Below are 12,965 nucleotides of genomic sequence, written 5' to 3'. Positions count from 1 at the left end.
AAAATGAAAACATTAGCACAGGCATATGCAGAATTTGATCTAGATCAACTGATAGAGCAACAGCTTCATGGCTCGGCACAATACATCAATGCCTTTGATGAATGTTGTGGCCGATATATTGGACAACACAAAACAGCGCTGATTTGGGAAGGAAAACATGGCCAAGTTGAACACTATACCTTTGAGCAGCTCGATCTACGTTCAGCACAATTGGCCAATTTTTTTAAAAGTCAAAATATTCGTGTTGGTGACAGTATTGCAGGGTTATTGCCTCGAACACCCGAGCTTTTAATCACAATTTTGGCCACATGGCGAATTGGTGCCATTTATCAGCCCTTATTTACTGCGTTTGAATCTAAAGCCATACAGCATCGAATCGAAACTGCAAATACTCAGCTAATCGTTACACATGCCGAACATCTGCATAAACTGAATCAGCTTAATTTGGACTCGATACTGGTAGTCGATGCAAGTAATGAGCCAAATCAAAATCTGCCAGATTTCTGGACAACGCTGAATCGCTTTGAGTCGGTCTGTCCTGTTGAATATCGAACATTTGAAGATGACTTTTTACTTATGTTTACTTCGGGAACCACTGGGCTAGCCAAATCGGTTCCTGTACCACTTAAAGCCATTTTGGCATTTAAAGGTTATTTGCAACATGCTGTAGATTTGAGAGCGGAAGATGCATTTTGGAATTTAGCAGATCCAGGCTGGGCTTACGGATTGTATTATGGAATTACGGGCCCGTTAAGTATGGGACATCGCATCCTCTTGGATGAACAGTCGTTTAGTGTCGATCGTGCAGTAACATTACTTCAGAAATATCAGATTAACAATTTAACAGGCTCTCCTACAGCATTTCGGATGTTCTTTGGCTTTAAAGAAAAATTTGATGCACAAATTGCACAACATTTAAGAGTGGTAAGTAGTGCAGGAGAGCCACTGACGCCTGAAGTGATTCACTGGTTTAAAGAATATCTTCAGGTCGATATCTATGACCAATATGGGCAAACTGAATTGGGTATGGTGATTGGTAATCATCATGCACTTCATCATGAAGTCAAGATCGGATCGGCTGGTTTTGCGATACCTGGACATCGTTTTGCTGTTTTAAATGAACAATTGCAAGAACTTGAAAAGGGCGGTGTTGGCATGTTGGCGATTGACTGGACACAATCGCCACTCATGTGGTTTAAAGGTTATGCAGGTACAAATCGAAAATCATTTAAAGGTAATTATTATTTAACTGGAGATACTGTTCAACTCAATGAGTCGGGAGGAATCGATTTTATCGGGCGTGCAGACGATGTCATTACAACGTCGGGTTATCGTGTTGGCCCATTTGATGTCGAAAGTACCTTGCTCGAATGTGAAGAAGTGCTTGAGTCTGCAGTGATTGGTAAGCCTGATGCTGCACGCACTGAAATTGTGAAAGCGTTTGTGGTGCTTAAACCACAGCACCTTGCTTCAGATGCTTTGAAAGAAAAGCTTCAGATGTATGTTCGTGGTCGATTATCAAAGCATGCCTATCCTAAAGAGATTGAATTCATGGCAGCTTTGCCCAAAACCGTTAGCGGAAAAATTCAACGTGGCGTGCTCAAACAGCAAGAAATCGACAAAATGCAGATGCATGCTTTAATCAGTTAGGTTTAAAAAAAAAGCAGGTTGCGCCGTGGCTCAACCTGCTTTGAAGTATTTATTTATCGGTTTTTACTTCATCGCCAATGGTGTAAAACGTTCCACCAGCGATGTAATGTAAACTTTTCAGTTGTGGATCGGCATCATCAAAATACCAATGTCCATCGCGAAATACACGATTATCTGCCCATGCACCTACTACTGAGCCAATGAATAGATCATGTTCTTGCTGGTTGTGGGGTTCTGGAATAAGTTTACACACTAACCAGGCGATACAACCTTCAACAAGTGGTACATCTAGCCCATCCTGATAAAAAAGTTTGGTTCCACATTGCTCGAGTTTATTAGGTTCATTAAATAAGCTTAATGTTCCCAGTTCTTTGGTCATATCAATTTGAGCAAGACAAGGAACCTGTAAGGCAAAATAACCGCTTTCCTCAACCAGTTGACGCGTTCGTGTACTTTTATCTAAGACCACGGTCACTTTTGCGGGTGAAAATTCAAGAGCACAGGCCCATGAGGCAGCCATAACATTTTCTGTATCTCCCGACTTTGCAGACACCAATACGGTTGGACCATGATTAAGCAAGCGATATGATTTAGGTAATTCAACCGATTGAATGTATGTATTATGATGCATAAAAAATTTTACCTTTTAATGGAGATGTGGCTATTTTTTGATAATTCCTTTCCATCCGCCTGCAATTAAACGCGTGATGGTTAACAGGGTAAAGGGAGCAGACAAGCCAGCGGGTGTTGCTAAATAACGTGATTGCCACACCGGATTGAATTTAGCTTTATATTCATAAAGACCTTCAAAATTGTAAAATTCTTCACCAAGATCAAAAATCGTGGTGCCAATTTTGTGCCAAAGTGGCGCAAGAGGATGCCGCTCCAGACCAGATAATGGAGCTACACCTAAGTTGAACCAGGTATATTGCTGCGTTTTTCCCCATAGCATTAGCTCCGCAAATATAAAATCCATCACACCATTTGGAGCCAATGGGTCATAACGCATTAAATCTATAGAAAGCTCTTCATGTGAAAAAGTTTCCCACAGATTGGCAAAAGCCATAATTTGACCTTCAGGTGATCGTGCAACCGCAACCCGCGTTCGGCAGATATAGGCTTCACTAAAAAAACCTAACGAAAATCGTTTTTCACGAACCTGTTTTTGTGTCAGCCAAGCATCAGAAATTTCTTTCAGTCGATTAATATTGGCCACCACGGCATCTCGTTCAAGTACTTCAAAGTAATAGTTTTGTTTAATTAATTTATTTCGACCTCTGCGCAGGTTATCTCGTTTTTTTCCTTCCAGTCCAAATTGTGATAATTCAACGCGAGCTTCTTGGCCTAATTTGAGTAAACTTAGTCCAAGATCAAGATAAATCGGTAAATATTCTTCACTAATTTGATAAAAAACAATTTTGGCACCAAACCGATCGGCCTGTTCTTTGAATTTCCAAAGGAGTTCGCCAAATGCCGACGAAGTGCCTACCGGATCTCCCATTGCAATCCAGTATTTTTTGGTCGTAGCGTAGGCAATAAATGCGGATCGATCCTCTGACCAGAAGATTTTTTTATCTCCCAGTAATGCTAAAAAGCCTTGGGTATCATGAGTCTGATGGAGAATATTTTCTATATCGTTAAGTTCGGATTCATCAAGTTGTTCAATATGTTCAGGTCGGGAAATTCCAAATAATTGCCAGATAAATATTGCAACTAGAAGTACTGCAATTACGATAGATGAACGTAAAAATCGTGAAACATCATTTTTATAGGAAAACTGCCACCATAGATCATCAGAGTAGATAACATGATGATAGGCAAAAAAGCCTAACCATGTACTGCCGGCGACTACAAGAACGATACTGATGAGCCAAAAAGGCTCTGGTGATAGCTCAAACAGTGATGATTTTCGATAAAAATAACGATGAGAAATTAAAATACAAACAAAAATAATGAGTAATGCAACAACTTTAACCCAGCCACTTGCTGTCAAAACTGAGCTTAAAATTGCCAATGCCAAAAGAATTAAAGCGCCGTACCATGCTGCATCCAGTTTGAGATAAATACCCCGTGCTAGAAATAACAATAATACCCCAACGAGTGAGCCCATTAAGTGCGACAGTTCCAGTACTGGCAGTGGGATGAAATTGCTCAGCCAGTGCAGATTATTGGGTAAAGTGGGTAAAGCCCCTGAAACCAATAGATAAGCACCGCTTAAAAATAAAAATAAGGCAAAAATTTGCGGCACTACAGAAGGAATTATTCGTGTTGCGAGTTTTTCTGCCTGAATAAGTTTACTTCGATGCTGATAAAAATCTTTTAAAACCAGTAGGGTTCCAGCAATGAATAAAGGTAAAAAGTAATAAATCACCCGATACAAAACCAATGCAATTGCAATCGCGGGTTGGCTTGTTGCCAATACATTGCTGGAAAGCCACAAAAAAGAACCTTCAAAAACGCCAATACCACCGGGTACTTGAGAAACTAAACCTAGAAGCTGAGCCAAGATAAAAATAACGATAAAGCTTTCAAAGTTGATGCCTGGAATATCTTTTAGCAATATCCAGAGCACAGTAGAGGCCAAGATAAGATCTGAACAGGCCAGTAAAGTTTGTAAAAAAGCAGTTTTGGGGGAAGGAAGATCGATACTGAGGTTTTTAATTCTTATTGGCTTTTTGACAAGAACAACGATGCTCCAATACATGATCAAAAATCCTGCACTCAACAAGATTAAAATATAAAAGAGATGTAGCTGATTTAGATGATCGAGTACATTTGCGGGAGCAAATACAATTGCAATTAATCCAAGCGTCATCAGACCAATAAAAAAAGTCAGACTTAAAAAAGCCGAGATTTTTGCAATATCCCAGCCCTGAACGCCCATTTTTTGATAAAAACGATAGCGGATTGAACCCCCAGAGGCCCATGCATGCCCAGTGTTGTTACTGATAGCAAAGCTGACAAACGAAGTGAATAGAATATATCTATATTTGATGTTGCGATATCCTAATGACCTTAAAGCCAAAACATCATAAAGTGTAAGAAATAGATAGCTGGCTAATGTCAAACCACATGCCATTAGCGCGATTGACCAAGGAATATTGTTCCAGTGTTTAAGTAAGCCTGAAAACTCATGGGTCTCAAGTTCTTTATGTATGATAAATAATGCTATGCAAAATAAAATGACTGGCGCATATTGAATTATCTTTTTGAGGAAGGGCTGTTTGAGCATAAGAAAAAAGTGCCAAAATCTAAACTATTGTTGTTGATTTAAGTATATGCATTTTTAATCAAATACCTATCTGAATATTGATGATTTTGAGTCGTCAAACATATTTTTCTTGGCTAGAATGTGAATAGCTAAACCTACTCTTTTCTCAACGAAACTTTTAATATTTGATAAAAAATGAAAGAAATAAAACCTTTAATTGGCATTGATCTTGGAACAAGTAACTCGCTTGTAGGTGTATTTGAAAATGGTCAACCCAGACTCATTGAAAATGCTTATGGAAGCAAATTGACACCTTCAGCAATTGCGATGGATGAAGATCAGCAAATTTTGATTGGGCAGGCTGCTTTAGAGCTACGCGCTTCTGGTCGGGATGTTTTGACGAGTTTCAAACGTTTGATGGGTACATCTAAACCATTAAAATTAGGAGATCGTAGTTTTTCAGCGATTGAGCTTTCATCACTGATTTTACGTTCTCTTAAACAGGATGCTGAGCATGCTTTGCAATCTGAAGTTGATGAAGCAGTGATTACTGTGCCCGCTTATTTTAATGATATACAACGTCAAGCCACAATTTCTGCCGCCGAACTGGCTGGCTTGAAAGTAAGTCGCCTTATAAATGAACCAACTGCTGCGGCTTTAGCTTATGGACTTGGTCAGAATGAGGATAGTTGCTTTCTTATTTTTGATTTAGGCGGCGGTACGTTTGATGTTTCAATTGTCGAGTTATTTGATGGTGTTATTGAAGTACGAGCCAGTGCAGGAGATAATTACTTAGGTGGAGACGACTTTGTACAGTTAATCATGAAGCAATACTGGAAAAAGAATGCTTCTCTATTTGGATATAATGAAACTACGATTCCTTATGATGTTGAAATTGCATTAAAAGCCAAAGCTCAATATTGTCTACATGTACTGAGTAAGCAGACATCTACCCAGCTTAATTTTAAATGGAATGATAATGAAGCAACACTCGAAATTTCTCAAGATGATTTGACCAACTGGGCAGAGCCGTTGCTATTAAGATTACGCCGTCCGCTTGAACGAGCCCTGCGGGATGCCCGAATTTTACCAAAGCAAGTAGACCAGATTATTATGGTAGGCGGGGCAACGCGCATACCTGCTGTACGCAAATTGGTTACCAAATTGTTTGGACGTTTTCCTTCAACCAGTATTCAGCCAGATGAGGCAATTGTTCGAGGCGCATGTATTCAGGCTGGTTTAAAAGCAAAAGATCAATCTTTAAAAGAAGTGGTTCTAACTGATGTTTGCCCATTTAGTTTAGGAATTGCTGTAGGTGATGAAGATCAGTTTTCACCTATTCTGGAGCGTAATATTGTCATTCCAGCCAGTAAGGTAAATACCTATACTGCAATGAAGAAAGGCCAGCGAGAGATTGTGGTGCAGATTTATCAGGGTGAACACCGATTATGTCGAGAAAATGTCTCTCTAGGCTCTTTAACTGTACCATTACCCCCAAATGACGATTACTTATCCATCGATGTTAGATTTTCATATAATCCTAACGGAATTCTGGATGTTGATGTGGATGTTCCAGCAACAGGTGAGCGATTACAAAAGGTTGTGGTGAATCATCAAAGTGTCATGTCTGCTGATGAGATTGAAAAAGCTCGGTTACAACTCCAATCACTTAAAATTCATCCACGAGATAACCTGATTAATAAGAGTTTACTATTACGAGCCGAGCGTCTGTATAGTGAACGAACGGGTGATCTTCGTTATCAAATTGGCGATCGTACAGAACGCTTTAATCAAATTCTCAATCAACAGGATGAACGACAAATTCGTGAAGCCAGACAATATTTTGAGGCTTTCTTGAATGAGGTTGAAGATTTGAGTTTGTTCGAAGAATATTAAATAGTTTTGAATGACTAACAATGACCATGAAAAACCTTTCATGACGTAAACATAACTTTGTTGAACGAGTGCCTGTCAGAAGTTTCAGGCACTCGATCTTTACAACGCAATTAACTCAACTATTTTTTTATTTTTATGCTTTGATAAAGATAAAAAGCAGTGATAAGGCCTAAGATAAGGATATAAACTCCAACAATCATAGTAGCGATATAAGAGATATATTTGATAAAAGAAGAAAATTTTTTGGTATTGAATATCGTAAAAAATAATCCTACGAAAGTTAAGCAGGCGGCATAAATATAGTGCTGAGAATTTTCAGATATAACAAAATAGCCAACCGATCCAACAAAAGCAATTCGAAGCAAAATAATGATGATTGCTTTGCGTGTAACTTGTTGTTCGGTTAAATCATCCGTATTTTTCTTGGCACCAAACACGTAAAACAGCGGTCGAAATGAATCTGGAAATAATAAACAACTGATCGGAATTAAACTAAAGCTGATGAGCCAAGGTCGATACGGTTGACCCAAAGTATAAAAAATAAAACCAAATCCAAGACACAAAATTGCTATACCTATTCCTATCATCAGATAATCATATTTAATATAAGCGCTTTGAAAGATACGATTCATATTTTTATGGGCATCTAGTTTAAGGCAGCCCAACAGAATAATTGTAAAAATTACCCATAGATAACTCAGTGAAGAATACAGAATCGTTGGTAGAGCTGAAGCGGCAATGCACATAAGAAAGCCGCTGATAAACCAGATTTTCTGATAGCGAAGTAACTGCTCATCACGATTTGGAAAAGCCAAAATTTTTGCATGAGTTATAGGTTGAACAATAAATGTAAATACGATGAAAACGCCAATTGAAATTAAAATCAGACTTTTCTGTGTAAGTAAATTTGATAAAAACTGATTCAATACGAAGAAAGTAGCTACAGAAAGTACTAAATTGAATAAAACAAAGTGTTTTATATGATTGATGCTTTTAAGAAAGTTGTAGTTGATATTGGATGCGGTATCGTTTATCTCAAATTGATCAATAACATCCATGACGTTCTGTTCTGGATGATGGTGTCCAAGCTGTTTTTGAAGATGCAGCATCTTAAATGGATGAAAACTTTGTGAACTTGAAAGGTACTCGAAGATAGAATAATCCTCATGCGATAATGATTTATATAAATCACGTTTCTGCAAAAAATCATGCAAACGTTGCTGTAGTATACGATGATAATAATGATCGTTGTATTCATGCAGATCATCTGGATATACATCATTCCAGCGCTCAAGAAACCTGAAATATTGTGGGCTCATCGTATCTACTCTTAGCTCTGCCACAGCACTCATGAGTTGGTCTTTAATCTCAATTTGCTGCTCAAGTGGTAGATCAAACTGTTGATTGAGTAGTAAACTAAATCTTTCAAAAACGTCATCACTAATATTATCTTCCCACAGTAACTGTTTGACTTGATAAAGCTCATCAGTGATAGGATCAATTCCCTGAGTAATATTTTGATCAGATTGTTCATCATTGAGATCAATAACCATTTCTGAATGATTGTAAAACTCATTAGTTTGGTCAGATGTTATAGTTAAGTGTTCTGTCGATTCTGCTAAATAGCCGATAAAGTCTTCAAGATCGTGATCACGTAACAAGTGATCCATGCGTTCAATGTAAGATAATCGCGTTACCTCTTCATTCACTGTATTGAGATGATCACCAAATTCGTGCAATGCTTCTCGAATATTAAAGTGAATATCTTGCTCGATGATACGCTGCTGAATTGCAAGATAAATTTCTTCAAGCTCGTTATCTGATGATTGATTAATTTCGATTTCTTGAACAGATTCAGTTTGCTCAATTAAATGATATGTGTGTTGTTCATGATTAAAAATAGAATCATTAATGTCTTCTTGATCAAACAATTCATACTGCGCTTCATATTGGGCAGTTTGAAGGGCCTCTCTCAATGAAATAAACTGATCTGGCTGAGTGTCTTGATCAATTTGTTTGAGCTTTATAGCGTATGCTTTCTTAATTGCTCTTAAATTTGTAGTAGGTTCTATTCCAAGTTGTTGCCATGCAGTCATTTCTTTTACTCAAAATTTTCTTATCTATCGTCAGTAAAAGCTGATATGAATCAGCAAAGTAATATTTGATTGATAGTTTGAGTGACTATATTAATATGCTTCAAATGATTGATCAAAATATATTAAAGCTACCTGTGCGGTAGTGAAGTCATTGCAGCAGTGGTGAAAGGTAAGCTGTCTTTTCTAAGCTACCTGTGCGGTAGTGAAGCAGGCTATGACTGGCAGATGCAAGGCTATATGTTTTCTAAGCTACCTGTGCGGTAGTGAAGTAAGCAACTTTAACAATGGAGTCTTTTACAGTTTTCTAAGCTACCTGTGCGGTAGTGAAGAGAGAAGATGCTGATCAGCACAATAACTTCTTTTTCTAAGCTACCTGTGCGGTAGTGAAGACGTTTGGGCAAACGAATTGGAAATTGCGTGTTTTCTAAGCTACCTGTGCGGTAGTGAAGGTTCAGTAACAGTCACAACAACAAATGCCGATTTTCTAAGCTACCTGTGCAGTAGTGAAGAAAAAGATGAGTTATCTGTATTAGCTTGTATTTTTCTAAGCTACCTGTGCAGTAGTGAAGTATGGTCTTACACTGCAAAACTTTCGCCTTCTTTTCTAAGCTACCTGTGCAGTAGTGAAGCCTTCTGCCTGGGGTAACGGTACATATTTTTCTTTCTAAGCTACCTGTGCAGTAGTGAAGTTTCAGGCTGATCTGTTTCTGTAGTGTCGTCTTTTCTAAGCTACCTGTGCAGTAGTGAAGAAATATAAATCAGATATGATGTGCAACAAACTTTTCTAAGCTACCTGTGCAGTAGTGAAGAGTAATAAAATATAAAAATATATATTAAAAACAATATACTAAAGTAAATAAAATAAAAATACCTATTTTATTTTAGCTCTAAATAAGTCTTTGATTTTATTTAACTGTTAAAGAGTAAGTAAAATATTGGGGTAAAAGTTTACTTTTGTCAAAATAAAACATCTCACAACGTAAGCTTGTCTTTATAATCATGGTGATGAATTTGGTATTGATAAATTGGGATAATCACGAGTGAACGATCAGGACAATCTGGATTTAGAGCTAAATGATGCCGAAATGCATTTATATAGCAGACAAATTTTACTCGATGGATGGGATCTAGATGCTCAAGAAAAACTAAAGTTCGCCAATGTTTTGATAGTAGGCGCGGGTGGAATCGGTTGTACAACAGCAGAGCTACTGGCTCGAGCAGGCGTAGGCAAAATCACGCTGATTGATGCAGACACCATTGAAACCAGTAATTTGCAACGTCAAATCGCATTTACACCTGCCGATATTGGGCAGTTTAAATCCGATACTTTGGCAAAACGTCTGATGCAAATCAATCCGCATATCCGTGTAGAGTTTTATGTGGGTAAGCTTGACCAAAGCAATGCCGATGAGTTCGTTCGACAGCAAGATTTGGTATTAGACGGTTGTGATAATTTTACAACGCGTTATGTTGTGAATGCAGCATGTAAAAAAAATGCAATACCATTAATTAGTGCATCTGCAATTGGTTTTCAAGGTCAGCTCTTTATGGTCGATGCGGATTCGGCCTGCTACGAATGCTTGTTTCCAAAAGAGCAAATGGCAGATGAAGGCTTACGCTGCGCAGATTCAGGAGTGCTCGCTACCACACCCGTAGTCATGGCCTCACTTCAGGCGCATCATGCGCTGCTATATCTGGGGTTAGACAAAAGCCCACTCAAAGAAAAGTTATTGCTTTGGGATGGACTCAGTATGAAACAGCGTATTTTACATTTTGAAAAAGATACAAATTGTTCCACTTGTCAGGCAAGTTTGTCTGTAAACTAAACTCAGTTTGATACACTGTCCAATGAGTTAAATAACATTGAATCATATGAAAAAAAATATTCTGTTTGATGGACTACGCTCGGTTGCACGAATTGGCAAAACCGCTTTTTTTGCAGCCAAAGCTGGCTATAAATATGCAGTTGAAAAGCCGAGTAATGCAAAATTGATGCGTGAAACCTTTGAATCACTAGGGTCGACGTATATTAAATTAGGTCAGTTTATTGCCAGTACGCCATCGTTATTTCCTCGTGAGTATGTCGAAGAGTTTCAAGGGTGCCTAGATCAAACGCCAACGCTCCCTTTTAGCTATATTCAAGGTGTACTCGACAGCGAGTTCGAGGGGCGCGATTTAGGGCAAATTTTTGCATCGATTGATGAAAAACCGCTTGCTTCGGCATCTATTGCGCAGGTTCATGCTGCCAAGCTGATCACTGGTGAAGACGTGGTCATTAAAGTACAAAAACCGGGTGTTGAAACCATCTTGTATACCGATCTCAATGTGGTGCATTGGGCGACACGTATGTTTGAACGTGCAATTCCTAAGGTGAAGTTTGCATCGCTATCTGACATTGTTGAAGAAATCAAAATTCGAATGATTCGTGAAGTCGATTTTATCGAAGAAGCGCAAAACCTAGATGACTTTACTGCTTATCTCAAACTCACCAACAATCAAGCCGCAACTGCCCCAAAAGTTTATCATCAATTCTCGACGCGTCGCGTGTTGACCATGGAGCGCTTATACGGCGTTTCACTTACGGATTTTGATGTTGTAAAACAATACTCTAAAGATCCTTCGCAAGTGCTGATTACTGCCATGAACACGTGGTTTGGTAGCTTGATGCTATGCAAAAGCTTTCATGCCGATTTACATGCAGGGAATTTGATGCTGCTTGAAGATGGACGTATCGGGTTTATCGATTTTGGTATTGTAGGTCAACTCAACCCACAAGTCTGGACAGCATGTCTGGCTTTTATGGATGCCTTACAAAAAACCGACTATACGGCCATGGCTGAAAATATGCTCAAAATGGGCATGACCGATACTCAAGTCGATACGACGGTGCTCGCGCAAGATCTTGAACGACTATTTAGTGGTGTATTACTTGCCGATCCACAAGATATTCTCGCGTCGAAACCTTCTGATTTAAACGACATCATGCTGGATGTGGTGGCGGTGGGTGAGCGTCACGGCATTAAATTTCCGCGTGACTTTGCGCTTCTATTTAAACAAATGCTGTATTTTGATCGGTTTATGCGCATCCTTGCACCTTATACCGATATTTATGCAGACCAGCGTTTGAAAATGGTTCAAACTATGGAGCCACAATCGTTGTTAAAGCATTAAGTGTCGAGTTTGTTCGTTATGGATGCCATTGTTATTGAAGGCCTAAAGGTCAATACCGTCGTGGGCTGTTTTAATTGGGAGCGTCAAATCAAGCAACCTTTGTTACTCGATTTGACCATTCATAACGATCTGCAACGGGCAGCACAATCTGATGAGCTAGATGATACGCTTAACTATGCATTGATTTGTGAATTGGCTGCACATGCAATCGAGCATGCTCAGCCTAAACTGATTGAGCATGCCGCCCATCTGGTCTTAAAAAAATTGTTTGAGACTTTTCCCACGATTGAATCTATCATTATTACCATTCGTAAACCTGCGATTATTGCAGAAGCTCAGTCGGTAGGAATTCGCCTTGAACGCCAACGAAAACATTTTTGCGCTCGCACTGGCGAGTAATCATCTGCCAGAGCAGCATTTCGCGCAGGCTTATCGGGTGATTCAGTCGTGGGGTGAGGTGCAGTTTTCAGATGTTTATCTCATTCCATGCCGAGATGGTGTCGGTCAAGATTATTGGAATTCGGCCTGTTTGCTCATCTCAAACAAGACATCTGCCGAGATTGAAGTCGAGCTTAAGCATTTAGAGGCACAAGCGGGGCGTATCCGACCTTCACACCAGATCAGTTTAGATATCGACTTAATCGCATGGGGTAAGCAGCTCGATCAAATGCAGTTTAATCATAAAAAAATGCCTTTGGCACTTGATGTGAAAATTCCACTTTCTACGCTGTGGCAAAATCCTGCCCTTGCGGTTGAAGTGTCTAATTTTCCAGTGGTTGATTTTAAAACTGATCATTTTTACGCATCGACGCATTGATCGATTTTTTAGTTGTTATTTATCTTCAAACATCTATTTAAATATAAAAAATCAAGCTTGATTAACATCGATTCCCTTTAGCATCGCACGAATGAATACGAACTAAAGGGGCGTTTAATCGATT

At 38.9% G+C, this 12,965-nt stretch carries 9 protein-coding genes and 1 CRISPR repeat array; of the genes, 6 read left to right on the top strand and 3 right to left on the bottom strand.

What is annotated here, in order from left to right; genetic code table 11:
• Window positions 1–3 precede the first annotated feature (3 nt).
• On the top strand, window positions 4–1,650 hold the full coding sequence (locus KCV09_RS06510; RefSeq protein ID WP_212515704.1) for an AMP-binding protein: 1,647 nt from the start codon (window positions 4–6) through the stop codon (window positions 1,648–1,650).
• A 49-nt stretch (window positions 1,651–1,699) separates the two neighbouring features.
• Here KCV09_RS06510 and KCV09_RS06505 read toward each other — a convergent pair whose 3' ends face one another.
• On the bottom strand, window positions 1,700–2,281 hold the full coding sequence (locus KCV09_RS06505; protein WP_212515703.1) for a flavin reductase family protein: 582 nt from the start codon (window positions 2,279–2,281) through the stop codon (window positions 1,700–1,702).
• Between the two features lie 30 nt (window positions 2,282–2,311).
• The gene (gene mprF, locus KCV09_RS06500) at window positions 2,312–4,882 is read right to left on the bottom strand and encodes a bifunctional lysylphosphatidylglycerol flippase/synthetase MprF (RefSeq protein WP_212515702.1); all 2,571 of its coding nucleotides are present in this window, start codon (window positions 4,880–4,882) and stop codon (window positions 2,312–2,314) included.
• A 174-nt stretch (window positions 4,883–5,056) separates the two neighbouring features.
• Between mprF and KCV09_RS06495 the strand changes: the two genes are divergently transcribed.
• Entirely contained in the window at window positions 5,057–6,757 is a 1,701-nt protein-coding gene (locus tag KCV09_RS06495) for an Hsp70 family protein (protein ID WP_212515701.1), read from the top strand.
• A 119-nt stretch (window positions 6,758–6,876) separates the two neighbouring features.
• Here the strand turns inward: KCV09_RS06495 and KCV09_RS06490 are convergent, their stop codons facing one another.
• Window positions 6,877–8,853, bottom strand: coding sequence for an MFS transporter (locus KCV09_RS06490; RefSeq protein WP_212515700.1), 1,977 nt, complete (start codon window positions 8,851–8,853; stop codon window positions 6,877–6,879).
• Window positions 8,854–8,973: 120 nt separating this feature from the next.
• A CRISPR array of direct repeats spans window positions 8,974–9,662; the repeat unit is 28 nt; unit sequence TTTCTAAGCTACCTGTGCAGTAGTGAAG.
• Between the two features lie 231 nt (window positions 9,663–9,893).
• Here KCV09_RS06490 and KCV09_RS06485 point away from each other — a divergent pair.
• From KCV09_RS06485 to KCV09_RS06470, 4 genes are read left to right on the top strand one after another with little or no spacing between them, the layout of a single operon-like run.
• Window positions 9,894–10,679, top strand: coding sequence for a HesA/MoeB/ThiF family protein (locus tag KCV09_RS06485; RefSeq protein WP_151791487.1), 786 nt, complete (start codon window positions 9,894–9,896; stop codon window positions 10,677–10,679).
• 46 nt (window positions 10,680–10,725) lie between these two features.
• Window positions 10,726–12,024, top strand: a complete 1,299-nt coding sequence (locus KCV09_RS06480) for an ABC1 kinase family protein (protein WP_212515699.1) — start codon at window positions 10,726–10,728, stop codon at window positions 12,022–12,024.
• 18 nt (window positions 12,025–12,042) lie between these two features.
• Window positions 12,043–12,423 carry a dihydroneopterin aldolase gene (folB, locus tag KCV09_RS06475; protein WP_004938848.1) on the top strand — a complete coding sequence of 127 codons (381 nt, stop codon included), beginning with the start codon at window positions 12,043–12,045 and terminating at the stop codon, window positions 12,421–12,423.
• Window positions 12,380–12,841, top strand: a complete 462-nt coding sequence (locus tag KCV09_RS06470) for a 2-amino-4-hydroxy-6-hydroxymethyldihydropteridine diphosphokinase (RefSeq protein WP_212515698.1) — start codon at window positions 12,380–12,382, stop codon at window positions 12,839–12,841. The genes folB and KCV09_RS06470 overlap by 44 nt, the downstream gene beginning before the upstream one ends.
• Window positions 12,842–12,965 lie beyond the last annotated feature (124 nt).

The organism is Acinetobacter soli (assembly GCF_018139125.1).
Classification (GTDB): domain Bacteria; phylum Pseudomonadota; class Gammaproteobacteria; order Pseudomonadales; family Moraxellaceae; genus Acinetobacter; species Acinetobacter soli.
The sequence above is the reverse complement of the archived record's forward strand: the minus strand, read 5'-3'. Positions and strand labels throughout refer to the sequence as shown.